This is a genomic window from Streptomyces sp. NPDC045956, assembly GCF_056430705.1.
Window position 1 is genome coordinate 225,050 of sequence record NZ_JBWKKZ010000003.1, and the last position, 22,700, is coordinate 247,749.

The window sequence follows — 22,700 nt, forward strand, 5'->3', positions numbered from 1 at the left end:
AGCTGTCCCTTTTTGGGGTCGTCTCTTTTTTCACACTCAAGCCGCCCACCCCCCCCCCCCCCCCCCCCCCCGCTCCGGCTCCTCGTCGCGACCGGCAGCTTGTCAGTCGTGCGGAAGACGTGCGAAGCTCTGCGCTGCCGCGAGACCCGGCCCCAACTCCTCCGACCGTGTGGTGAGTTGGCCTCACCCGTGGACGCAGGAGTCCGATGCCCGACCTGCCGACCCCCAAGGACGCCGCCGAGGCCGCGCTGCTCGCGGAGTGCCGGGACACGGTCCTCTCCTACGCCGCCCTGTGCGCGGCCGGTCCGGAGGCGGCCGCCCGGCTGGCCGCCGAGGCGTTCACCCACGGCCTGCGCGAGGTCCGCGCCGCCGGTCCGGCCACCGCCCGCCCGCCGTCCCGGCTGCCCCGCACCGCGCTGCTCCTGACCGCCGTACGCACCACGGCGGCCGCCTGGGAGGACGGCGGCCAAGGGCACGCGCTCGACCCCGGACTGCGGCAGTGGCTGGCCTCCGCCAGGGCCGCCCGCTACACGGGACCGCCGCCGCGCCGCCCGCTCGCGCTGCGCGGACTCAAGGACATGCAGGAACCGGACGCGGAGCTGCTGTGGCTGGCCGACGTCGAGCTCCTGCCGCCGCCGGTGGTGGCCCGCCGCCTCGGCCTCGACCCCGCCACCGTCTCCGGGGAACTCGCCCAGGTGCGCCGGCTGTTCCGGGACCGCTGCCGACGCGGCCACCTCGACGCGCCACCGGCCCCGCCCTGCGGGGGCTACGCCCGGCTCCTGGACGCGGTCACCAGGTCGCCCGCCGCCGACGTCCCCGACGACCTCTCCCGCCACCTCGCCGACTGCCCCGACTGCGCCGAGGCCGCCGCCTGTCTGAGCCCGCACGACGACCGCCTGCCCGCGGCCCTCGCCGCCGGAGTGCTCGGCTGGGGCGGACTCGCGCACCTGGAACGCCGCCGCCGCGACGCCCGGGCACGACGCGCCGCCGGGAGTCCGGCGCCGGACGACGACCGCGCCGACGCGGCACCGGACGGCGCCCACCGGACCCGGCTCGTCCGCGGCGGCATCCTCGCCACCGCCGGCCTGGTGTCACTGGTGGCGCTCACCGTCACCCTGGTCACCTCCCGCGGCACCGCCGACGACGCCGCGGCGCCCACCGGCACCGCGGAGCGCCGCCCGGCCGCCGTCCCGCAGCCCTCGCCGCCACGGGCGGACGGCCGGCCGACACCGGAGGCGGCGCGGGCCTCCACCGGTACCACCGCACCGGTCGCGGACCGGACCCCGCGGAAGACGGACCCCGACCCGGCACCCCAGGGCACCGCCACCCCCACGGCACCCACCGCGAGCGCCGGGGAGACGACGGCGCCCGACCGCGCCCCGGCCCCGGACCCCGGCACATCCGCCCCCGCCGCCTGCCGCGTCCGCTACGACCTCGTCAACCAGTGGCCCGACGGCTTCCAGGCCACCGTGAGCGTCACCACGACCCGCGCCCTCGACTCCTGGCAGGTCGCCTGGACCTTCCCCGACGGCCAGCGGATCGGCCAGATGTGGGACGCCGGGTACGCCCAGACCGGCTCCCGGGCCACCGCGACGGCCGCCGACCACAACGCCTCCGTCCCCGCGGGCGGCCGCCTCTCCTTCGGCTTCATCGCCTCCTGGCGCGGCCGGAACGCCCCGCCGGACGGCTTCACGCTGGACGGCCGGGAGTGCGAGAGCGGGTGAGCACACGGCGCCCGCCGTCCCGGCCGGAAAACGCGTTGACGGGCCGTGGTGGGGACGGGCTACTGTGGCGGCACGTCACGCGGTGATCGCCGCGCGGTGAGGAACGTACGAGTGAGGAGGTGTCGACCGATGGCTGTCATTGCGACGGGCGCTGCCCGCATCCAGCAACCCATCACGTCCACCTCCGTGGCCGCCGGCCGCCTCCGGGCCTCCTGAGTCCCCGCGCCGGGGCCGCCCCTCGAAGGGCAACCCCTTGTCTTCCACCACCCCGTTCACCGCTCACTCCCCCCTGATTCCCTACGGCTGGGACGAGGACTGGGCCGACGCCTTCGCCCCGTACGCCGCCGAAGGGCTGCTGCCCGGCCGCGTCGTCCGGGTCGACCGCGGGCAGTGCGACGTCGTCACCGGCGACGGGACCCTGCGGGCCGACACCGCGTTCGTCACCCCGCACGACCCCCTGCGCGTCGTCTGCACCGGCGACTGGGTCGCCGTCGAACCCGACGGCACCCCGCGCTACGTCCGGACGTACCTGCCGCGCCGTACGGCCTTCGTCCGCTCCACCTCCTCCAAGCGGTCCGAGGGGCAGATCCTCGCGGCCAACGTCGACCACGCCATCGTCGCCGTGTCCCTCGCGGCCGAACTCGACCTCGCCCGGATCGAGCGGTTCCTCGCCCTCGCCTGGGAGTCCGGGGCGCAGCCCCTGGTCGTGCTCACCAAGGCCGACCTCGTCCCCGACCCGGTGACACTGGCCCACCTGGTGCAGGACGTGGAGACCGCCGCGCCCGGCGTGACGGTGCTGTCCGTCAGCGCCGAGCAGGGGGAGGGGCTCGACGTCCTCGCCGCCGTGGTCTCCGGCGGCACGGCCGTGCTGCTCGGGCAGTCAGGCGCCGGCAAGTCCACCCTCGCCAACGCGCTGCTCGGCGAGGACGTCATGGACGTGCAGGCCATCCGGGACGTCGACGGCAAGGGCCGGCACACCACCACCACCCGCAACCTCCTCGCCATGCCCGGCGGGGGAGTGCTCATCGACACCCCCGGGCTGCGGGGCGTCGGGCTCTGGGACGCGGGCACCGGCGTAGGGCAGGTGTTCGCCGAGATCGAGGAACTGGGCCGCGACTGCCGGTTCCACGACTGCGCCCACGAGAGCGAGCCGGGCTGCGCCGTCCTCGCTGCCATCGACAGCGGCGAGCTGCCCGAACGCCGGCTGGAGAGCTACCGCAAGCTGATGCGGGAGAACCAGCGCATCGTCGCCAAGACCGACGCCCGCCTGCGCGCCGAGATCCGCAAGGAGTGGAAGCGCCGGGGAGCCATCGGCAAGGCGGCGATGGAGGCCAAGCGGGGCCGCGTGCGGTAGCGGCTCCACCCCTCCTCCGACGCGATGTCCGATTTCCGCCAGCCCGGTCCGCCGGTCTGGCGGAGACTGGACAGCGTGACGCAGAACGTGACGGAACGCGCGGAGCCCTCGTGGCCCGCGGACAGCGGGTACGAGGACAGCAGGTACGAGGCGGTCCGCAGCCGGGACGCCCGGTTCGACGGCGCGTTCTTCTTCGCGGTGGAGACCACCGGCATCTACTGCCGGCCCAGCTGCCCGGCGGTCACCCCGAAGCGGCGCAACGTGCGGTTCTTCGCGACGGCCGCCGCCGCCCAGGGCTCGGGCTTCCGGGCCTGCCGGCGGTGCCGCCCGGACGCCGTGCCGGGCTCGGCGGACTGGAACGTCCGCGCCGACGTCGTCGGCCGGGCCATGCGGCTGATCGGCGACGGCGTCGTCGACCGCGAGGGCGTCGCCGGACTCGCCGACCGGCTCGGCTACAGCGCCCGCCAGGTGCAGCGGCAGCTCACCGCCGAGCTGGGCGCCGGGCCCGTGGCCCTGGCCCGCGCCCAGCGGGCGCACACCGCGCGCGTCCTGTTGCAGACCACCGGCCTGCCGGTCACCGAGATCGCGTTCGCCGCCGGATTCGCCAGCGTGCGGCAGTTCAACGACACGATCAGGGCCGTGTACGCGGCCACCCCGAGCGCACTGCGCGCCGCCGCCCCGGCCCGTGACCGGCCCGCCCGCCGCGACGCCACCCCTTCGGCCGGTATCCCCCTGCGGCTCGCCCACCGAGGCCCCTACCAGCACGGCCCCGTCTTCGACCTGCTCCAGCACGAGGCGGTGGCCGGCGTCGAAGAGGTGAGCGGCCCGCCCGGCCGCCGCGTCTACCGGCGCACCCTGCGCCTGCCCTACGGCACCGGGATCGTCGCCGTCGACGAGCGGCCCGGCGGGCCGCGCTCCGGCACCGGCGGCTGGCTGGACGCCCGGCTCCACCTCACCGACCTCCGCGACCTGACCACCTCCGTGCAGCGGCTGCGCCGGCTGTTCGACCTGGACGCCGACCCGTACGCCGTGGACGAGCGGCTCGGCGCCGACCCCCGGCTCGCGCCCCTCGTCGCCGCCCGCCCCGGACTGCGCTCACCCGGCACCGCCGACCCCGGCGAACTCGCCGTCCGGACGGTGGCGGGGCGGGCGGAGGCCGAGCGCCTGGTCCAGCGGTACGGCAAGACGCTGGACGCGCCGTGCGGCGCCCTGACGCACCTCTTCCCCGAACCGGCCGTCCTCGCCGACGCCGAGCCGGGCGGCCTCCCGGGCGCGCTCGCCGCGGCGCTCGCCGACGGCGCCCTGCGCCTGGACCCCGGCGCCGACCGGGACGACGCCGAACGCGCGCTGCTCGCCGTGCCCGGCGTGGACGCCCGCACCGCCGCCGTCGTCCGCACCCGCGCCCTCGGCGACCCCGACGTGGCCCCGCCCGGCACCGCCGTGCCCGACACCTGGCGCCCCTGGCGCTCGTACGCCCTGAACCACCTGCGCGCAGCAGGAGAGTGGGAGCAGCACAGATGACCACCACCACCGGCACCGTCATGACCTACTGGAGCGAGGCCGACAGCCCCGTCGGACCGCTGCTCCTCACCGCGGGCCCGGACGGGGCGCTCAGCTCCTTGTCCGTGCCCGGGCAGAAGGGCGGCCGGAGCGTCCAGGCCGGCTGGCGGCAGGACGCCGGGCCCTTCCGGGCGGCCCGGGAGCAGCTCGCCGCCTACTTCGCCGGGGAGCTGCGGGAGTTCCGGCTGCCGCTGCGCGCCGAGGGCACCGCCTTCCGGGAACGCGTGTGGGCCGCCCTGGACGACGTGCCCTACGGCGCGACCACGACGTACGGCGAGATCGCCGCGCGCATCGGCGCCTCCCGCCCCGCGGTCCGCGCGGTGGGCGGCGCGATCGGCGCCAACCCGCTGCTGATCCTGCGCCCCTGCCACCGCGTGATCGGCGCCGACGGCTCCCTGACCGGATACGCGGGCGGCCTCGAACGCAAGACGCGGCTGCTCACCCTGGAGGGCGTCCGGACGGCTAACCGGCCAGCACCGCGCCCAGCCACGCCCCGGTGATCAGCAGGCAGGCGAAGAACTCCGTCAGCACCGCGGTGCCGCCCGAGCGCATCGCGGTCCGCAGGGCCGCCATCGCCTCCCCGTGCCGGCCGAGCCGGATCCGCTCGGCGAGGTAGATGCCGCCCAGGAAACCGGGGATCGCGCCGAGCACCGGCACCAGCACGAAGCCGAGGAAGGCGCCCGCGCCCGCGTACGCCGTGACCCGGCGGGTGGCGTCGTCCGCGCGCAGCCGCCGGGAGGGCAGCGCCCAGCGCACCGCCTGGCACAGGAGCAGGACGACCGTGGCGCCGACCAGCACGGCCCACGCGAGCGGCCGCGGATCCTTCAGCGCCCACCACAGGACCCCGGCCCACACGAGCCACGACCCGGGCATGCCGGGGAACAGCACGCCGCACAGCCCGAGCAGAATGACCAGGCCGGACAGCAGGAGGTCCCACGCTCCCATCTGTCCAGGGTGCCGGACCCGGGCCCGGCCCGCAGATGTCGTGCGCGGCGGCCGGGCCGGCTCAGCGCTCGCGGGCCACCCAGTCCCGCTCGTAGGCGTGCCAGCCCAGCTGGAGGCGGGTGGTGACCCCGGTCAGCTCCATGAGGCGCTTCACCCGGCGCTGCACGGTCCGCAGACCCAGGTCGAGCTGTTTGGCGACGCTCGCGTCGGTCAGGCCGGCCAGCAGCAGGGAGAGGATCTCCAGGTCGGTGCCGTCGGGCGCCTCCTGACCGTGTTCGGTCACGCCGGACGCGCCCAGCCGCAGCGGGAGGGCGTCCTGCCAGATCGACTCGAAGAGGCCCGAGAGCAGTTCCAGCAGGCCGCTGGCGTGCACGACCAGCGCGGCCGGCTCCGAGGAGTGGGCGGTGAGCGGGACCAGGGCGAGGGCCCGGTCGGCGACCACCAGCTTGGTCGGCACCCGGTCCACCACCCGGACCTGCTCGTCGCGGCCCAGCGCGGCGGTCAGTTCCGTGATGCCGGTGGGCAGGTCGAGCACCGCACGCTCGACCACCACCCGGTAGCGGACCCCGCGTCCGGTGGCCTGCTCCTCCGCGTCGTTCTCCATGCCGGTGACGGCGACCGGGTTGCCGGTGACCAGCGCGCACACCTCCTCGTTCGCTCCCAGCTGGAGCTGGAGGAAGCGCTGGGCGACCGCGGCGGCGCCGGTCACCACCTCCACGAGGTCGTGCACCGCGGGCTCGGACGCCGCCGCCCGGTACTCCTCGGCCAGCAGGGCCGCCGCCAGCTCCGCCTTGTCCAGCTCGTGCCGCTGCTGGGTGAGCAGCGCGCCCAGCGCCACGCCCGGCGGCGCGGCGACCCAGCGGCCGGGCCGGGCCGAGGACTGGGCGGCGAGCCCGGTCTGTTCCAGCCGGCGCAGCGCGCGCTCCGTGTCCTGCTCGCCGAGCGCCAGCCGGCGGGCCAGATCGGGCACGTCGGCCGCCCCGAGGGCCACCAGCGCCCGGTACGCCGACTCGTGCGCGTCCTCGAGCCCCAACACTCCCAGCATCCGGTGCCGCCCCTCCCCGAGAACCTCTCCACCACCACCTGCGCGGAGCCCGTCCGTGGCGGGAAACGGCCACGGCGCAAACCCGCCTCCGGACATCATCGCCGTACGACGGGTCACTCTGCCAAGGTGGCGTCGCCGGGCGGTTCTCCCGTGGGGGGTGGGACCGCCCGGCCGCGTTCGCCCGGAACCCCGTTCGACGCGTCCCCCGAAACGCGTCCGGCGCGTGCGGGTACGCCGGATTTTCCGGATGCCCCGTTCCCCTGCGGCTCCCTCGGTGGACAATCGGGAGCATGAGTCAGCAGGGGGGAAGGCCCACCGGTCATGACGACTGGTGGACGCAGCTGTACGACGACTCCACCGACGACACCGGTCCCACGGTCGCGCCCGATTCCCTGGACGACCGGTTCGCCTCGGCGGCGGGGACGGTGTCCCGCGGACCGGACCAGGACCGGGAGCAGGACCGGGAGCAGGACCAGGAGCACGAGCCGGAGCAGGGTCAGGACCACGGCATACGGGGGCGGGCGGAGCCGCCACCGCCGGCGGACCGCACTCCGCCCCCGGCGCCCGCCCCGCCCGCGACCGGCATCCCCGGTCAGCCGGCGACCGGTGCCCCCTGGCAGGCCGTGACCGGCGTCCCCGGGCCGGCCGAGGACCGGCCCCCCTGGTGGGCCGGTGGTACGTCTCCCGCCGTCCCCGGCCCCCGTACGCCGGTCCCGCCGCGGCCCGACGGCACCCCGCGCGGCGGCGGCACGCCGGGCCGTCCCGGTCCGCCCCCGCTCCGGGCCCCGTGGGAGCCGCCGCCCGCCGCACCCGCCGGTCCCGCGAGCTTCCCGCCCGCCCCCGCACCGACGGCACCCCCCGAGCCTGCCGCACCTCCCGCGCCCCCGGACCCGCCGCCGCCCCCCGTGCCGTCGGAGAGACCCGCACCGCCCGCCCCGCCGTCGCCGCCCGCGTCACCGGCTCCGTCTCCGCCCGAACCGCACGCCCCGTCCGCGCCCCCGGCGCCCGCCGAACCCCCGCGGCAGGCCGGCCCGCGCGGGCGTACGACCTCGGGGAGCGGCGCCGCCGATCTCAGGGAGCCCGCCGCGGACGTGCCGGCCGCCCCGCCCCCCGCCGGCGGGTCCCCGCCTCCGCCTCCGTCCCGGACCACCCCGGACCTCCCCCCGCTCCCGCCGCCGTTCCTCCCCTCGCTGTCCCCGTACGCCGGAGAGGGCGGGCCCGGGTCCTCCGCGCGGGACTACGTCGGCTCCCGGCCGCCCACCTACGACGCCGAACCCACCGCGCTGCCGCCCGCCGAACCCGACGGGCTCGACGGGCTGGTGGCGGACACCGTGCTGGACGGCGCCCGGTACGGGACCTGCACGCTGCGGGCCGTCTCCGTGCGGGGCGACTCCGCGCGCTACCGGGGCGACCCGCGCCGCGACGCGCTGCTCGTCGCCCGTTTCGGCGCGGGGGAGCAGGCGCTGGTCCTGGTGGCGATGGCGACCGGCGCCCGCGCGACGGCCGGGGCGCACCTCGCGGCCGCCGACGCGTGCCGGTGGATCGGCCAAGCGGTGGGCCGCAGTCACGCACGGCTCGCCGAGGACCTGCGGGCCGGCCGGCGCGGCGATCTGAAGTCCGGCCTGCACCGCCTCACCGACCGCAGTCTCGGACGGCTCCGCGCCTCCGCCGCCGAACAGGGCCTGGCCCCCGAGGAGTACGCGGCCACCCTGCGCTGCCTGCTGCTGCCCGCCGACCCCGCGTGCCGGACCAGGGTGTTCTTCGGCGTCGGCCCGGGCGGGCTGCTGCGGCTGCGGGGCGGTGCCTGGCAGGACGTGGAGCCCCAGGGCGGTGACGTCACGGGCGAGCCCGTCCTGGGCTACGGCTCCCCCCGGGACGAAGCGGCGGGCGGGGCGCCGAGCGAGACGCCCGAGGGCGACCGGCTCACCATGGACCTCGGCGTCACGACACCGCCGGGCCCGCCGCCGGAACCGTACGCCGGACCCCGCAGGCCCTTCCGCTTCCGCGCCTCCGTAGCCCGCCCGGGTGATGTGCTCCTGATGAGCACCGCCGGTCTCGCCGAGCCGCTGCTGAGCGAACCGGAGCTGGGCCGGCACCTCGCGCGACGGTGGTCCGGCCGTACCCCGCCCGGCCTCGCGGAGTTCCTCGCCGACGCCGGTGTCCGGGTCAAGGGGTACGCCGACGACCGCACGGCCGCCGCCGTATGGGAGGCGTGAGACCGCTTGCTGTGCCATACGTAGAGCCATGGCCAAACGCAACGTCGCGGAACAGTTCGTCGACATCCTCACCCGCGCCGGCGTCGAACGCCTCTACGGAGTCGTCGGCGACAGCCTCAACCCGGTCGTGGACGCCGTGCGCCGCCACCCCGGCATCGAGTGGGTGCACGTCCGGCACGAGGAGACCGCCGCCTTCGCCGCCGGGGCGGAGGCACAGGTCACCGGGAAGCTGGCCGCGTGCGCCGGCTCCTGCGGCCCCGGCAACCTCCACCTCATCAACGGCCTCTACGACGCCCACCGGTCCATGGCGCCCGTCCTCGCCCTCGCCTCGCAGATCCCGTCCAGCGAGATCGGCCTCGGGTTCTTCCAGGAGACCCACCCCGACCAGCTCTTCCGGGAGTGCAGCCACTACAGCGAGCTGATCTCCAGTCCGAAGCAGATGCCGAGGCTGCTCCAGACCGCCATCCAGCACGCGGTGGGCCAGGGCGGCGTCAGCGTCGTCTCCCTGCCCGGCGACATCGCGGACGAGCCCGCTCCGGAGAAGGCCGCCGAGAGCGCCCTGGTCACCTCCCGGCCCACGGTCCGCCCCGGCGACGAGGAGATCGACCGGCTGGTGCGGATGATCGACGACGCCGACAAGGTCACCCTGTTCTGCGGCGCCGGCACGGCGGGCGCGCACGCCGAGGTGATGGAGTTCGCCGGGAAAATCAAGTCCCCGGTGGGACACGCCCTGCGCGGCAAGGAGTGGATCCAGTACGACAACCCGTTCGACGTGGGGATGAGCGGGCTGCTGGGCTACGGCGCGGCCTACGAGGCCACCCACGAGTGCGACCTGCTGATCCTGCTCGGCACGGACTTCCCGTACAACGCCTTCCTGCCCGACGACGTCCAGATCGCCCAGATCGACGTCCGGCCCGAACACCTGGGCCGGCGTTCCCGGCTGGACCTCGCGGTGTGGGGCGACGCCAAGGAGACCCTGCGCTGTCTGATCCCGAGGGTGAAGGAGAAGAAGAGCCGCCGCTTCCTCGACCGGATGCTGAAGAAGCACGCGGACGCGCTGGAGGGCGTGGTCAAGGCCTACACCCGCAAGGTCGACAAGCACGTGCCGATCCACCCCGAGTACGTGGCCGCCGTGCTGGACGAGGTCGCCGACGACGACGCCGTGTTCACCGTCGACACCGGTATGTGCAACGTCTGGGCCGCCCGCTACATCTCGCCCAACGGCCGCCGCCGCATCATCGGTTCCTTCTCGCACGGCTCGATGGCGAACGCGCTGCCGATGGCGATCGGCGCCCAGTTCACCGACCGGCGGCGCCAGGTCGTCTCGATGTCCGGCGACGGCGGCTTCACCATGCTGATGGGCGACTTCCTCACCCTGGTCCAGCACGACCTGCCGGTGAAGGTGGTCCTCTTCGACAACTCCTCGCTCGGCATGGTCGAGTTGGAGATGCTGGTCGCGGGCCTGCCCTCGCACGGCGTGGCCAACACCAACCCGGACTTCGCCGCGGTCGCCGAGGCGTGCGGGGCCTTCGGGGTGCGGGTGGAGAAGCCGAAGGATCTGGCCGGGGCGCTGAAGGCCGCGTTCAAGCACAAGGGACCGGCCCTCGTCGACGTCGTCACCGACCCCAACGCCCTGTCCATCCCGCCGAAGATCAGCGCGGACATGGTCACCGGCTTCGCCCTGTCCGCGTCGAAGATCGTGCTGGACGGAGGGGTCGGGCGGATGCTCCAGATGGCCCGCTCGAACCTGCGGAACGTGCCCCGGCCCTGACTCCGGTCCCGACCCCGGCCCGTCCCGCGCCTGGCCGGAACGAACGGTCGTTGAAGATTCGACATGACTGGCCGGGGTTCGAACGGGCAAGGCTTCCCCCGTGAGGTTGTTCGAAGAGGAGGGGAAGCGACATCAGTACGCGGACGGGGGACATGGAGAGGGAGACGACGCCACAGCTCAGCCGGCGGCTCGGGCGGGCGGACCTGCGGGCGGTGCCCGAGAGCCGGCGGGCCCTGCGTGAGCTGCTGCGGCACTGGGGCGGACCCGGACGGTCGGAGATAGCGGAGCTGCTCACCACCGAGCTGGTCACCAACGCGCTGGTCCACACCGACGACGGGGCCGTGCTGACCGCCACGGTCGGGCCGCGCGCGCTGCGGGTCGAGGTGCAGGACTTCGTCGCCCGGCCGCCCCGGCCGCGCTCTCCCGACCCGGAGGAGAGCACCAACGGCAGAGGACTGGTCCTGGTGGAGTCCCTGGCCGACGACTGGGGCGTGCGGGCGTGCGGGGCGGGCGAGCCGGGGAAGTCGGTCTGGTTCGAGCTGGACGCCGAGGCCGCCTGAGCCGCCGGAGACCGGGCGCCCCAGGCGGCACGACGGCTAACCGAACTGCTTCTCCAGGTCCTTGAGCTTGCGCTCCAGGGAGTCCAGGCGCGGCAGTGCCTGGGTGTCGTCCTCCGCGGTGAGGTCGACGGTCACCGGGTCAGCCGCGCCGCGGACGGGCTGCAAGGAGGGCCGCTGGCGTACGGGCAGGGAGTCCGGGGTCGCTATGGCAGGCTCCGCGGTGGCCCGTTCGGCACCTCGCTCGACCTGCTGCACCTCGACCTCGACCTGCCGGCCGCCGCGGCCGGGGAAGCCCCGGTGGCCGTGCCCCCGGCTGATCGCCTTGAGCTGTGCCCGCTCCAGGCGCTCCTGCTCGCGCCGCCGCTGCTTGGCCTCGTCCTTGCGGCGCCGGTCGTCGCGCACCTCGTCGACCGCCTCGTCGAGGCTGCGCACGCCCTCCAGGAGCATCAGCGACCAGGCGCGGTACGTCTCCCTGGGGGCCCGCAGCCAGCGGACCATGCGGATCTGCGGCAGCGGACGCGGCACGAGGCCCTGCTCGCGCAGTGCGGCCCGCCGGGTCTGCTTCAGCGCCCGGTCGAAGAGCACCGCCGCCGACAGGGACATGCCCGCGAAGAAGTGCGGGGCACCCGCGTGACCGAGGCCGCGGGGCGCGTGCACCCAGTTGAACCACGCGGCCGCGAAGGCGAAGGTCCACACGAGTATCCGGGAGCCGAGCGCCGCGTCACCGTGGCTGGCCTCGCGCACCGCGAGGACGGAGCAGAACATCGCCGCGCCGTCGAGGCCGAACGGGACCAGGTACTGCCAGCCGCCGGTCAGGCCGAGGTTCTGCTCGCCGAAGCCGACCAGACCGTGGAAGGAGAGCGCCGCGGCGACCGCGGCGCAGCAGAAGAGCAGGACATAGGAGAAGGTGCCGTAGAGGGCCTCCTTGCGCCTGCGGCGCTCCTCCATGCGCTCCCACGAGTCGTCCGTGCCCGTGTCCTTCCCCGAGGAACGCTTGCCGCGCGCGAGCACCGCCACCGCCGCCAGCATGCCCAGGAGCAGCACGGCGCCCGGAAGCAGCCAGTTCAGCGATATGTCGGTCAATCTCATCTGGGGTCCCTTGCATTGGGATAGGGCGTAACGCCCGCCATGGTGGCCCAAACCCGGCGGCCCTCAGGGGGGTTTCGGGGCAAGAGGCCGCCAAGAGGGTGCGAGGGAGTGCCCCGGGCGGCGATCTGCTCGAACTGCCGCATGAGGGGCGAGAGTTGAGTTCGAATAAGATAACCCGTACGAGTGGTTCCGTGGAAACTTCTCGCACTGCGCCCGGGAGTTGTGGAGCGACCTCGATGATCTTAGGGGACCGCCACGGGCGGGTGCGCCGGGCGGCGGCTCAGGCCGCCGCGGCGAGCAGCTTCTCGACGCGGTCCGCGTCGCAGGTGCGCGGGCAGGTGGCGCAGGTGTCCTCGGGGCGCAGCGTGTAGAACATGCAGCAGCTCGCCCGGTCCCGGGTGTGCAGCGACTCGCCGTCCGGCCCCGTCAGTTCCCGGAACGCGGCGTCGCCCACGTACGGCTTGGTCGCGCCCGGCAGCAGCAGCTCCAGCTCGTGCCGTGCCCGCTCCTGCTCGCCGAGCAGGTGGGCGACGTACCAGAGCCCTTCCACGACCTCGTCGGTCGCCATGCCCCACAGGGCGCGTCCGCGCCGCCGCATGCGCGGTCCGAATCCCGCCAGTACCGGCTCCAGGTGCTCCGCCACGGAGGCCCGCACCTCGGCCCGCAGCGCCTCCTCGTCGGGGACCACGCGGGCGCCGGGCAGCGCGGCGGCCGGGTCGCCCGGCAGGCAGGCGAAACCGGCGGAGCGCACGGCCATGCGGCCGAGGGGCAGACCGGTGGCGGAGCGGTCGTAGGCGACCCGGTCCGCGGGGTAGCGGGGCACCCGGCGGTGCAGGAACCACGGCACGGTGATCAGCAGACACGCCGGCCACGCGTACCGGTGCAGGCCGAAGCTCGCCACCACGTCGGGCCGGGCCCGCTGCCCGTAGTCCCGCAGCACCTGGGCGTCGTCCCAGGCGAGGAACGCGTCCAGCTCCACCCCGCCCGCGGCGAGCGAACCGGCCGGGACCCAGCCGTCCCCGCGCGGGACCTCGTCGGCCCCGTCCAGCTCGGTCACGCCCAGTCCCGGGAGGACCTCGGCCAGGCGTGCGTAGGCGTCCGTGGTGGCCGAGCGGGTGACAGGCATGCGGGACCACCGATCCACGTCGGAGAACGGGCTGCTTTGAGGTAAGCCTTACCTTATCGAATATGTGCGGGATTTGAACTGGGGGCCGGGGCGCTTAGGGTGCTTGACGGACCGGCGACAACCCGCCGTAATGACCCCAAGTACCGACACGTCCCTCAGGAGGACCCGTGAAGCCGAGCGCGCAGGGGCTCCCCGGGACGGGGACCGGGCGGGCCCGCGGCGCCGAGCGGGCCGGAGCGACCGGAGCCGCCGGACCGGTCGGCATCCCGGCGCAGCCCGGCGCCGCCACCGGGAACCGGGCCCCCGGGGGCGTGCGCGGCGAGCACACGCACGGCGAACCCCCCGCGCCCCGCCCGCGCGTCCTCGTGCAGCGCTCCTCCGTCCGCGGCCAGGTCCTCGACGCCCTGCGCACCGCGCTGGTGGCCGGCGAGCTGCGCCCCGGCGAGGTCTACTCGGCACCCGCGCTCGGCGAGCGCTTCGGCGTCTCGGCCACGCCCGTGCGGGAGGCCATGCAGCAGCTCGCCCTGGAGGGCGCCGTCGAGGTCGTCCCCAACCGGGGCTTTCGCGTCCTCGAACGCGGCGACCGGGAGCTGGCCGAACTCGCCGAGGTCCGGGCGCTGATAGAGGTCCCCGTGCTGCTGCGCCTGGCCCGCACGGTCCCCGCCGAACGCTGGGCGGAGCTGCGGCCCCTCGCCGAGGCCACCGTGCGGGCCGCGTCGTCCGGCTGCCCGGCGACCTACGCCGAGGCCGACCGCGCCTTCCACCGCGCGGTGCTCGCGCTGGCCGGCAACGACCAGCTCGTCCGGATCGCCGGTGACCTGCACCGCCGCGCCCAGTGGCCGCCGGCCGGCGCCCCCGCGGTACGGGGGCGGGCCGACCTGATCGCCGACGCGCACGAGCACACGGCGCTGCTGGACGCGCTGATCGCCGGCGACCTGGACGTGGTGCGGAGCCTGGTGGGGGAGCACTTCACGGGCGCTTAGGAGACCTCCTGCCGTCGGGTACGGGGGGCTCCCGGTTCCTTCGCGGCGGGGACCGCCCGCCCGGCCCGGCGAGGGGCGCGGGGACCGCCGGCGCGGCCGTGCAGCACGACGGCGAGCGGGGCCGCGGTGAACACCGACGAGTACGTGCCCACCACCACGCCGATCAGCAGGGCCAGGGCGAAGTCGGTGAGCGAGCCCTCGGCGAGCACCGCCAGGGCGGCCAGGATCAGCACCGCGCCCGTGCCCGTGTTGACCGTGCGCGGCAGCGTCTGGAGGATCGCCCGGTCGGTGAGCCGGGCGAAGGGCGTCCCGCGGTCCTTCCCGAGCAGCTCCCGGACGCGGTCGAAGAGCACGACCGAGTCGTTGACCGAGTAGCCGATGACCGTCAGCAGCGCGGCCAGGAACACGCCGTCGACGGGCTTGCCGAGCCAGGCGAACACCCCCACCAGGATGACGACGTCGTGCGCGAGCGCTCCGACCGCGGCCGTGCCGAACAGCAGCCGGAAACGGGCGGCGAGGTAGAGGAGCTGGGCGCCGAGGGCCAGGCCGAGGGCGATGAGGGCGTCCCGGCGCAGTTCCTCGCCGAGGCTGGGGCCGATCAGCTCGTCGCGGACCTTCTCGGTCTCGCCGCCGAGCGCGCCGACGGCCCCGGTGACGGCTGCCGCCTCGTCGTCGGTCAGCTCCTCGGTGCGCACGGTGAGGCCGTGGTCCCCGGAGGACTGGACGACCGCGCGCGGGAAGCCCGCCTCCGCGAGGGCCGTCCGGGCCCGTTCGGGGTCGACCTCGGTGGCGGTGGAGTACTCGATCAGCCGTCCGCCGGTGAACTCGATACCGAAGTCCAGCCCGCGGGCCAGGACGCCCGAACCGGCCAGCACCAGCACGATCCCGGAGGCGGCCAGCCAGCGGCGGGGGCGGCGCATCAGGTTCGGGTCGCGGCGCAGCAGGGCGTCACGGACCGGGCCGGTGCTCGCGATGCCGGTGACGCGGGGGCGGCGGGAGACGGACGGGCGGCTCGCGGCGAACTCGGTGAGCACCCGGGTGATCACCAGGGCGCTGACCATGGAGGCGAGGACGCCGATGCCCAGGGTGACGCCGAAGCCCTTCACCGGTCCGGAGGCCAGGAAGAACAGCAGGGCGGCGGCGATGAGCGTGGTGATGTTGGAGTCGGCGATCGCGCTGAACGCGCTGCGGAACCCGGCCGTCAGCGCGGAGCGCGTACTGGGCCGGCTCCGGGCCGCCTGCTCCTCGCGGGCACGTTCGAACACCAGGACGTTGGCGTCCACCGCCATGCCGATCGCCAGGACGAAACCCGCCAGCCCCGGCAGGGTCAGGGTCGCGCCGATCGCGGCCAGGGCGGCGTAGGAGATCAGGCCGTAGCAGAGCAGGGCGACCGCCGCGAGGGCGCCCATGAGGCGGTAGACGACGACGATGAACAGCGCGGTCAGCGCGGTGCCGATGACGGCGGCCCAGGCACCGGCCGAGATCGCCTCCGCGCCCAGCGTGGCCCCGATGGTGCGCTGCTCCACCGTCTCCACCGGCACGGGCAGGGCGCCGCCCTCGACGAGCAGGGCGAGGTCGCGGGCCTCGGCGGCGTCGAAAGACCCGGTGATCTGGGTCGAGCCGCCGGAGATGCCCGCCCCGCAGGCCACCGACGGGTCGACCTGCGGCGAGGAGATGATCTTGTCGTCGAGCACGATGGCGACCCGGCGCCGGTCGTCACCGGCCGGGTGGCAGGCCGCCTCGCCGGTCACCCGCGCCCACCGGTCGCCGCCCGCGTCCTCGAAGTCCACGGTGACGTGCCATCCCGCGCCGCCCTGCTGGTCGAAGCGGGCGTCGGCGCCCCCGACGTCCTGCCCGGTCAGGGCGGCCGCCTCGAGCCGGAGGGTCCGGCCGGACTCGTCGGGCAGCACGCGCTCGCCGGGCCGGGGCTTCCCGGCCTCCTCGGCCGGGCCGAGGACCGGGTGGACGGTGAGCTGTGCGGTGCGGCCCAGTACGTCTGCCGCCTTCTCCGGGTCCTGGACACCCGGCAGCTCCACGACGACGCGGTGGTCACCGGAGCGGACGATGGTCGGTTCGGCGACGCCGAGCGCGTCGATGCGGCCGCGCAGCACCTCCACCGTGCGGTCGGTGGCCTCGGCGTCCGCGACGACGGTGGGGGTGGAGCGGGTCTCCAGCACGATCTGGGTGCCGCCGCGCAGGTCGAGGCCGAGGCGGACCGGTGTGGTGAGGGCGATGCCGAGGGCCGCGGCCAGCACGGCCAGGGCGATCAGCGCACGGACGCGCAGACCGCGGGACCGGGAGCGGGCCCGCGACCGGCGCGGGGAACGTGGGGACAGGGGGACACGGGAACGCTGCAACGGGAACCTCCGGCGGGCACGCCGCGGCAGCGGCCTGCGCGGCCGCGACGGAAGGGGAAGGTGACGGGAGTACGCGGTGCGTACGGTGCTCAGGTGCCGGAGGGCGCGGGAGGTGCCCGGCCGTGGTCGTGATGCGTGCGGCCGGGGGAGAGGGCCACGGCGCCGGACCCGGCGGGGGTACGCCCGCCGGATGCGGGGACGGCGCCCACGGAGCGCGGCGTGGTGGCGGGGCGGTCGGGGGGTGCCGGGCGCTCGCCGAGGTGGTCGTGGCGTGCCCTGGCCCGGTCGGAGCAGGGCGCGGCGCAGCCGTCGTCGGCGTGCTGGCCGGACTGCGGGTGGGGGAGAGCGGTCGTCGCCGCGTGGGCCGGGACCGCCCCCGTGACCGCGGCGCCCGTGCCGGTCGCGGGCCCGGCCGGGACCAGGGCCAGCAGGAGGGCCAGCAGCGCGGCGAGCGCCGCCGCGAGCCGGGGAGCCGTCGCGGGGGCGGTGCGACCTGCGGGGCGCATGCACCGTCCCCTTTCGTCAGGGCGTTCGGACGGCCGGGCGGCCGGGCGGAGAGAGGCCCGGAACTCCGGCCCCGGGAGTGGGTGGCCGGAGCCCCGGGCGGTCCGGGGACGTCAGGGTTCGATGAGGCCGGCGCGGATGGCGTACCGGGTCAGTTCCAGGCGGTCGCGCAGGCCGAGTTTCTGGAGCAGGTTCGCCCGGTGCCGCTGGACGGTCTTGACGCTGATGAAGAGGATCTCGGCGATCTCCTTCGAGGAGTGGCCCTCGGCGACGAGCTTGAGAACCTCCTCCTCCCGGGGTGTGAGGATGTGGTCGGCGCTCTCCTCGCCGTGCCGGACCCGGTCGAGATAGTTGCGGATCAGGGCGGTCACCGCGCCCGGGTAGAGGAACGGCTCGTCGCGCATCGCGGCCCGGCAGGCGGCGACCAGATCGCGGTCGGCGACGGACTTCAGGACGTATCCGCAGGCCCCCGACTTCAGCGCCTGGAACAGGTACTGCTCGTTGTCGTGCATCGTCAGCATCAGGATGCGCAGCCCCGGTTTCAGCGCGGCCAGCTCGCGGGCGGCCTGGAGACCGGTCAGCCGCGGCATCGCGATGTCCAGGACCGCCAGGTCCACGGTGTTCGCCCGCGCCTTCTCGATGGCCTCCGCGCCGTCCCCGGCCTCCGCCACCACCTCCAGGTCCGGTTCCCGGTCGAGGATGAGCCGGACACCGCGGCGCACCAGGGCGTGGTCGTCGGCGAGAAGGATGCGGATCGGGCCGGACGCGGGCGCCGTGGACCCGGCGGAGGCGGACTCCGTGAATGTGGGGGCCGCGGGGGACGCCGTGGGCCGGGCGGACGGCTCGGGAAGGGCACGGTCGGGCAGGGACGACGGGTCGGACATGGTCAGGGCTGCTTCCTGGGGACGGGTGCGGTGAGCCGGACGCGGGTACCGGCGCCGGGAGCCGAGGTGATGTCGAGGGCGGCCCCGACCAGCAGGGCCCGTTCGCGCATGCCGCGGATACCGGCGCCCTCGCACGGCGCCTCGATGCCGCGGCCGTCGTCGGCGACGGTGAGCGTCACGGCGCCCTCGGCGCGGGCGAGGCCCACCTCCAGGCGCCGGGCGTCCGCGTGGCGGGCGGCGTTGGTCAGGCTCTCCTGCGCCACGCGGTAGAGGACCAGCTCGGTCTCGTGGTCCAGCGCGGGCAGGTCGGCGTCGAACCGGCGGACCACCCGCAGCCCCGTGTGGGTCGCGAAGTCGTGCGTGAGCGAGGACAGTGCGCTGATCAGACCGAGATCGTCCAGGACCCCGGGACGCAGCCGGCGCACCAGGCGGCGGACCTCGTCCAGGCTCTCCCGGGTGATCTCCTGCGCCTGCTGGAGCTCCGAGCGCAGCGGTTCGTCGGCGTCGTCCGCGGAGCGCCCGAGGACCAGCAGGATCGCGGTCATGCTCTGCCCGACCTCGTCGTGCAGCTCCTGCGCGATACGGCGCCGCTCCGCCTCCTGGGCGAGCAGGACGCGGGCACTGCTCGTGGCCCGCTCGTGCTCCAGCCGGTCCAGCATGGCGTTGAAGGTGCGGATCAGCTCGGGGACCTCGCCGCCGCCGGACACCGGGAGCCGCTGGCCCGGGCGGAGCAGGTCGACCGTGGTCATCAGCTTCGTCAGCCGGTCCAGCGGTGACAGGCCCCAGCGCAGCAGGGCGCCGTTGGCGACCAGCATCACGCCGAGACCGCCCACCAGGATGACGGCCTCGGTCAGCAGGACCGGCACGGAGACGGTCACCGGAGCCCACAGCAGCAGGGCCGTGGCGAAGCCCAGCACCACCGCGTTGAGCCCGAAGATCCGCCAGAACAGGGACACCGGGGGGTACGCCTCCTTCTGCGACGCGACGACTGGTACGCCTCCACTGTCGGCCATCGCGCGCCCTCGGCGGCGGCAGCCGCGGCCCAGGTCGCGACCGAGCAAGCGACCAGCGTGCCCCGCCGCACGCCACCGGGTCGATGGGGGCCGACCCCCATTTCCGTGCCGCGGCACACCCATCGGGGCGCCCCCGCGCACCACCGTGTGGATGCCCCGGCCCCGGGCAAATGGGGCCCGCGCCCGATGGGTTTCCCCCGCCGGCCCGGCCAGGCTGGACGGTGACCGGGCCCGATCGGCCCGGCGTCCGCCGTACCCGCAGATCGTTCCGAGAAGAGGACGCACCGTGTCGCTCGACGCCCCCCGCACCGAACCCCGCCCCGAGCGGCTGACCGCTCACGAGGCACGCCGGCGCCTCGAACACGCGCGCAGCACCCGGCTGACCCAGCTCCAGGCCCTCGGCGAGGGCGGCCAGGCGGACGACCAGCTGATGGCGGCGCAGAAGGACGCCATCGAGCGGGTGCTCAAGGAGATCGACGCGGCCTTCGCGCGGATCGACGGCGGCAGCTACGGCACCTGCCTGGGCTGCGGCAAGCCCGTCCCGGGGGAGCGGCTGGAGATCCTCCCCTACACGCGGTACTGCGTCGCCTGCCAGCGCCGCGCCGCCGCCTGACCACCCTCCGTCCGGCTCTCGTCTCCCGCCCTGCCCGAGGGGTGAAGTGGTGAACCATCCGATCATCGACGACCACGAGGCACGTCTGTCGCCCGAAGACCTGGCGGCGCTCCGGGACAGCCTGCGCGAGCAGCGGCTGTTCCGCGAGGAGCAGCTGCGGCAGATCGCGACCGTGCCGGCCCGTGCCGAGGAGGCGCACCGGCGGCGGTCCGCCGCGCAGACCGAGGTGCGCATCGAGCTGGCCGCCTCCGCGCGCATGGTCCTCGCCGACGTGGAAGCGGCGCTCGACCGCATGGCAGGGGGCCGCTACGGCTCCTGCCACCTGTGCCGGCGTCCCATCGACCGCGCGCGCCTGCTGATCGTGCCGCAGGCCCGCTTCTGCGCCCGCTGCCAGCAGGTGCGGGAGGCCGGCCGATGACCGCCGTCCGCCTGCCCGCCGGCTCCCGGCGCCTGCCGTGGCCGCTGTCCCGGCACCGCGGCGGCGTCGCCCTCGACATCGGCAGCGCCCGGACCCGCGCCTGGGTCGCCGGGCGCGGACTGGTCCTCGACGTGCCGACGGTGACGTTCGCGGGCGCCGGGGCGGTGTACCCCGTCCAGCGCGGCCGCATCGTCGATACCGAGGGCGCGGCGCGCATGCTCGGCCGGCTCCTCGCCCACCGGTTGCCGCGCTTCACCCGCCCGCTGGTCGTGGTGACCGCGCCCGTGCTGGACGGGTACGCCTACCGGACGCAGGCCCGCACGGCGGTGCAGGTGCTCCGGCCCCGGGGGGTGCTGACCGTCCCGAGCGCGCGGGCGGTCGCCCTGGCGGCGGGCGCGGACCTGTCCCGGCCGCTGCTCGTGGTGGACATCGGCGCCCGTCTCACCGAGGTGGTGCTGCTGGCCGACGGTGCCGTCTTCGACGCGCGGCGCGCCGCGCTGGGCACGGGGGACCTCGACGACGTCACCGGGCCGGCGGCGATCGGCGAGGCCGTCGCCGGCATGGCGACCTCGATGCTGCGGCAGGACCGCACCTCCCTCACCGTCGAGGCCCTGGGCCGGGGTCCGCTGCTGGCGGGCGGCGGCGCCCTGCGTCCCGAGATCATCTGCCGCCTCGCCGACGTGCTGCACACCCCGCTGAGCCCCGTGCCGGCCCCGCACACGGCCGCCGTCCGCGGTGCCGCCACGCTCCTGGCGGCCACGGACGCCCGCCCACCCGTCCCGGGCGCGGGCCCGCCGCCCGGCCACCCGCACTGACCCGAGCCCACCCGCGCACCCGGCGGCGGGCCGCGACCGCACCCGACCCGAGTCCCCCACGATGCGCACGCCCCGGGACCGGCCCGTCCGGCGCCCGAACACGCGGCCGGTCCGGCGCCGGTGACTCGGCGCGGGTGACTCGGTCGGGCGCGATCCCGTCCCGGTGAACCCCCGCCGTCAAGCGGTCCGTCGCCGAGGCCGGTCCGCGAACGAAACCGTCCGCCGTCGACGCCGGCCCGGCGCCGACGGACCCGCCGCCCGATCCCGGAAGGAGGCGCACCGTGGCCGGTGAGACACCCCGGGCACAGCCACCGCCCCTCGATCCCGCCCCCGCTCCCGTCCGGCACCCGCACCTGGTGCTGTGGCGATGGCGGCGCAACCCCCTGCGGCGCCGTACCGACCGCCTGCACGCCTGGATCGCCCTGGGTCTGCTGCTGGCCGTACTGGCGGCGGCCCCCGCGGCGATGTTCACGGCCGGCGACGCGGCCCACCGCCACTACCGTGCCCTCGCCGAGCACCAGGCCCGGACCCGCGACCACCGCCCCGCCGTCCTCGTCCACGACGCCCCGCGCCATCCGGAACCGGGCTCGGCGGAGGCGAAGAAGACCCGGTACCCGGTCGAGGTGCGCTACACCGGCCCGGACGGGGCCGCCCGGACCGCGGAGACCGACGTCGAACCGGGTCTCCCCGCGGACAGCACCGTCCTGGTCTGGGTCGACGCGGCGGGCGGGCTCACCGAACCGCCGCTGACCGGGGACCAGGTCCGCAGCCGCGCGACGGGCTGGGCGATCCTCGCCTTCCTGGGCGTGGCCCTCACCGGACTCGCCGCCCACGGTGCCACCGGCATGCTCCTGCACCGGATCAACCTCGCCCACTGGGACGCCGCCTGGGCCGTCACCGCACCGCGCTGGAGCAGGGCCCCCTGAGCACGCTCACGCGGTCGCCGCGCCCGCGGCCGGCGGTGCCAGGTGCCGCGCCAGCCAGGTCGGCACCCCGCCGAGCAGCCGGACCAGGCGCCGGGCCTCCTCCCGCAGCCGGGACGCCTCCGGTTCCGACTCGGCGTCCGCGAGGGAGACCAGCGCGGGAGCCGTGCCCACCAGGTAGCCCAGCTCCTCGCGGATGCGCAGCGACTCGGCGAAGCCGTGCCGGGCCTCGGCCATCTCCCCCTCCCGCAGGGCGAGTCCGGCCAGATGCCGCCAGGTGGCGGACTGGAGCAGCGGGTCGCCCTGCGCGGTGGCGCCGGCGTGGGCGCGCCGGTACGCCGCCTTCGCGGCCTGCGGCGACCGGGTCAGGTTCTCCGCGAGCAGCCCCCGCCGGAAGTCCAGCAGCGCCCGCCCCCTGGCGCCCGGCGCGATCAGCGCCGCCGCCCGGCCCAGCGCGGCCCGTGCCTCGTCCGACCGGTCGCGCACCCCGTGCACCGTGGCGGCGTAGGCGAGTTGCCCGCGTTCACAGGCGGCGGCCCCGCGCTCGTCGTCGCTGTCGGCCAGCGCCTCGGCGGTGCGCAGCGCGTCCTCGGCGTCCGCCCAGCCCTGCTCCGTGTACAGGCACCGCTCCACCAGCAGCGCGGTCCGCTGCAACGCGGCGGCCGCGGAGACCGGCTCCAGCAGGGCCGCCGCGTCGGACCAGCAGGCGCGCGAACGCAACCGCCACACGGCGGTCTGGAGCGGATCGCCACCCTCGGTCGTTCCCCAACCAGAACCAGCCATGGCGGAATGCGCCACGT

Annotated in this window: 21 protein-coding genes; 12 read left to right on the forward strand and 9 right to left on the reverse strand. The window is 75.8% G+C overall.

All coding sequences use genetic code 11. The features are described from left to right. Window positions 1-206 precede the first annotated feature (206 nt). From AC07FV_RS10020 to AC07FV_RS10035, 4 genes are all read left to right on the forward strand, one after another. On the forward strand, window positions 207-1,724 hold the full coding sequence (locus AC07FV_RS10020; RefSeq protein WP_479086039.1) for a cellulose binding domain-containing protein: 1,518 nt from the start codon (window positions 207-209) through the stop codon (window positions 1,722-1,724). Between the two features lie 253 nt (window positions 1,725-1,977). After that, the gene (gene rsgA, locus AC07FV_RS10025; protein ID WP_479086041.1) at window positions 1,978-3,078 is read left to right on the forward strand and encodes a ribosome small subunit-dependent GTPase A; all 1,101 of its coding nucleotides are present in this window, start codon (window positions 1,978-1,980) and stop codon (window positions 3,076-3,078) included. Window positions 3,079-3,102: 24 nt separating this feature from the next. Continuing rightward, on the forward strand, window positions 3,103-4,599 hold the full coding sequence (locus AC07FV_RS10030; RefSeq protein ID WP_479086042.1) for a bifunctional transcriptional activator/DNA repair enzyme AdaA: 1,497 nt from the start codon (window positions 3,103-3,105) through the stop codon (window positions 4,597-4,599). After that, complete coding sequence (locus AC07FV_RS10035) at window positions 4,596-5,138, forward strand: methylated-DNA--[protein]-cysteine S-methyltransferase (protein WP_479086043.1); 543 nt, start codon at window positions 4,596-4,598, stop codon at window positions 5,136-5,138. Before AC07FV_RS10030 ends, AC07FV_RS10035 begins: the two co-directional genes overlap by 4 nt. On the opposite strand, the gene AC07FV_RS10040 is transcribed toward AC07FV_RS10035, so the two are convergent. Continuing rightward, window positions 5,101-5,583, reverse strand: coding sequence for a DUF456 domain-containing protein (locus AC07FV_RS10040; RefSeq protein WP_479086045.1), 483 nt, complete (start codon window positions 5,581-5,583; stop codon window positions 5,101-5,103). The genes AC07FV_RS10035 and AC07FV_RS10040 overlap by 38 nt on opposite strands. Before the next feature lie 61 nt (window positions 5,584-5,644). After that, window positions 5,645-6,628, reverse strand: coding sequence for a helix-turn-helix domain-containing protein (locus AC07FV_RS10045; RefSeq protein WP_479086047.1), 984 nt, complete (start codon window positions 6,626-6,628; stop codon window positions 5,645-5,647). Window positions 6,629-6,918: 290 nt separating this feature from the next. Here AC07FV_RS10045 and AC07FV_RS10050 point away from each other — a divergent pair, with 290 nt between their 5' ends. The 3 genes from AC07FV_RS10050 (at window position 6,919) to AC07FV_RS10060 (ending at window position 11,175) form a co-directional block, all read left to right on the forward strand. Beyond that, entirely contained in the window at window positions 6,919-8,844 is a 1,926-nt protein-coding gene (locus AC07FV_RS10050) for a protein phosphatase 2C domain-containing protein (protein ID WP_479086048.1), read from the forward strand. A 28-nt stretch (window positions 8,845-8,872) separates the two neighbouring features. Next, window positions 8,873-10,615, forward strand: coding sequence for a pyruvate dehydrogenase (locus tag AC07FV_RS10055; RefSeq protein WP_479086049.1), 1,743 nt, complete (start codon window positions 8,873-8,875; stop codon window positions 10,613-10,615). A 152-nt stretch (window positions 10,616-10,767) separates the two neighbouring features. Then, on the forward strand, window positions 10,768-11,175 hold the full coding sequence (locus tag AC07FV_RS10060; RefSeq protein WP_479086051.1) for an ATP-binding protein: 408 nt from the start codon (window positions 10,768-10,770) through the stop codon (window positions 11,173-11,175). A gap of 36 nt (window positions 11,176-11,211) precedes the next feature. Here AC07FV_RS10060 and AC07FV_RS10065 read toward each other — a convergent pair whose 3' ends face one another. Then, window positions 11,212-12,264: a DUF2637 domain-containing protein gene (locus tag AC07FV_RS10065; RefSeq protein ID WP_479086052.1), complete on the reverse strand. Its 1,053-nt coding sequence runs from the start codon at window positions 12,262-12,264 to the stop codon at window positions 11,212-11,214. Window positions 12,265-12,544: 280 nt separating this feature from the next. Next, a complete protein-coding gene (locus AC07FV_RS10070; RefSeq protein ID WP_479086054.1) occupies window positions 12,545-13,390 on the reverse strand; it encodes a (2Fe-2S)-binding protein in 846 nt (281 codons plus the stop codon). A 167-nt stretch (window positions 13,391-13,557) separates the two neighbouring features. On the opposite strand from AC07FV_RS10070, the gene AC07FV_RS10075 reads away from it, so the two are divergent. Next, the gene (locus tag AC07FV_RS10075; RefSeq protein WP_479086056.1) at window positions 13,558-14,373 is read left to right on the forward strand and encodes a GntR family transcriptional regulator; all 816 of its coding nucleotides are present in this window, start codon (window positions 13,558-13,560) and stop codon (window positions 14,371-14,373) included. On the opposite strand, the gene secD is transcribed toward AC07FV_RS10075, so the two are convergent. The 4 genes from secD to AC07FV_RS10095 all read right to left on the reverse strand — a co-directional run bounded on the left by secD (window position 14,370) and on the right by AC07FV_RS10095 (window position 19,074). Next, entirely contained in the window at window positions 14,370-16,709 is a 2,340-nt protein-coding gene (secD, locus tag AC07FV_RS10080; protein ID WP_479086638.1) for a protein translocase subunit SecD, read from the reverse strand. The two genes, AC07FV_RS10075 and secD, sit on opposite strands and share 4 nt — an antisense overlap. 110 nt (window positions 16,710-16,819) lie before the next feature. Then, window positions 16,820-17,236: a hypothetical protein gene (locus tag AC07FV_RS10085; RefSeq protein WP_479086057.1), complete on the reverse strand. Its 417-nt coding sequence runs from the start codon at window positions 17,234-17,236 to the stop codon at window positions 16,820-16,822. A 111-nt stretch (window positions 17,237-17,347) separates the two neighbouring features. Beyond that, on the reverse strand, window positions 17,348-18,118 hold the full coding sequence (locus AC07FV_RS10090) for a response regulator (RefSeq protein ID WP_479086059.1): 771 nt from the start codon (window positions 18,116-18,118) through the stop codon (window positions 17,348-17,350). Window positions 18,119-18,120: 2 nt separating this feature from the next. Beyond that, complete coding sequence (locus AC07FV_RS10095) at window positions 18,121-19,074, reverse strand: HAMP domain-containing sensor histidine kinase (protein ID WP_479086639.1); 954 nt, start codon at window positions 19,072-19,074, stop codon at window positions 18,121-18,123. 343 nt (window positions 19,075-19,417) lie between these two features. Here AC07FV_RS10095 and AC07FV_RS10100 point away from each other — a divergent pair, with 343 nt between their 5' ends. The 4 genes from AC07FV_RS10100 (at window position 19,418) to AC07FV_RS10115 (ending at window position 21,903) form a co-directional block, all read left to right on the forward strand. Then, on the forward strand, window positions 19,418-19,744 hold the full coding sequence (locus AC07FV_RS10100) for a TraR/DksA family transcriptional regulator (protein ID WP_383639198.1): 327 nt from the start codon (window positions 19,418-19,420) through the stop codon (window positions 19,742-19,744). A gap of 46 nt (window positions 19,745-19,790) precedes the next feature. Next, a complete protein-coding gene (locus AC07FV_RS10105; RefSeq protein WP_479086061.1) occupies window positions 19,791-20,162 on the forward strand; it encodes a TraR/DksA family transcriptional regulator in 372 nt (123 codons plus the stop codon). Continuing rightward, window positions 20,159-20,977: a rod shape-determining protein gene (locus AC07FV_RS10110; RefSeq protein ID WP_479086063.1), complete on the forward strand. Its 819-nt coding sequence runs from the start codon at window positions 20,159-20,161 to the stop codon at window positions 20,975-20,977. Before AC07FV_RS10105 ends, AC07FV_RS10110 begins: the two co-directional genes overlap by 4 nt. Before the next feature lie 281 nt (window positions 20,978-21,258). Beyond that, window positions 21,259-21,903, forward strand: coding sequence for an Rv1733c family protein (locus tag AC07FV_RS10115; RefSeq protein WP_479086065.1), 645 nt, complete (start codon window positions 21,259-21,261; stop codon window positions 21,901-21,903). Window positions 21,904-21,909: 6 nt separating this feature from the next. Here AC07FV_RS10115 and AC07FV_RS10120 read toward each other — a convergent pair whose 3' ends face one another. Continuing rightward, complete coding sequence (locus AC07FV_RS10120) at window positions 21,910-22,698, reverse strand: hypothetical protein (protein ID WP_479086066.1); 789 nt, start codon at window positions 22,696-22,698, stop codon at window positions 21,910-21,912. Window positions 22,699-22,700 lie beyond the last annotated feature (2 nt).

Coding starts and splice junctions, on each gene's coding strand:
- AC07FV_RS10020 (WP_479086039.1), top strand. CDS start 207: ATGCCCGACCTGCCGACCCCCAAGGACGCCGCCGAGGCCGCGCTGCTC.
- AC07FV_RS10030 (WP_479086042.1), top strand. CDS start 3,103: ATGTCCGATTTCCGCCAGCCCGGTCCGCCGGTCTGGCGGAGACTGGAC.
- AC07FV_RS10035 (WP_479086043.1), top strand. CDS start 4,596: ATGACCACCACCACCGGCACCGTCATGACCTACTGGAGCGAGGCCGAC.
- AC07FV_RS10040 (WP_479086045.1), bottom strand. CDS start 5,583: ATGGGAGCGTGGGACCTCCTGCTGTCCGGCCTGGTCATTCTGCTCGGG.
- AC07FV_RS10045 (WP_479086047.1), bottom strand. CDS start 6,628: ATGCTGGGAGTGTTGGGGCTCGAGGACGCGCACGAGTCGGCGTACCGG.
- AC07FV_RS10050 (WP_479086048.1), top strand. CDS start 6,919: ATGAGTCAGCAGGGGGGAAGGCCCACCGGTCATGACGACTGGTGGACG.
- AC07FV_RS10055 (WP_479086049.1), top strand. CDS start 8,873: ATGGCCAAACGCAACGTCGCGGAACAGTTCGTCGACATCCTCACCCGC.
- AC07FV_RS10060 (WP_479086051.1), top strand. CDS start 10,768: ATGGAGAGGGAGACGACGCCACAGCTCAGCCGGCGGCTCGGGCGGGCG.
- AC07FV_RS10065 (WP_479086052.1), bottom strand. CDS start 12,264: ATGAGATTGACCGACATATCGCTGAACTGGCTGCTTCCGGGCGCCGTG.
- AC07FV_RS10070 (WP_479086054.1), bottom strand. CDS start 13,390: ATGCCTGTCACCCGCTCGGCCACCACGGACGCCTACGCACGCCTGGCC.
- AC07FV_RS10085 (WP_479086057.1), bottom strand. CDS start 17,236: ATGCGCCCCGCAGGTCGCACCGCCCCCGCGACGGCTCCCCGGCTCGCG.
- AC07FV_RS10090 (WP_479086059.1), bottom strand. CDS start 18,118: ATGTCCGACCCGTCGTCCCTGCCCGACCGTGCCCTTCCCGAGCCGTCC.
- AC07FV_RS10110 (WP_479086063.1), top strand. CDS start 20,159: ATGACCGCCGTCCGCCTGCCCGCCGGCTCCCGGCGCCTGCCGTGGCCG.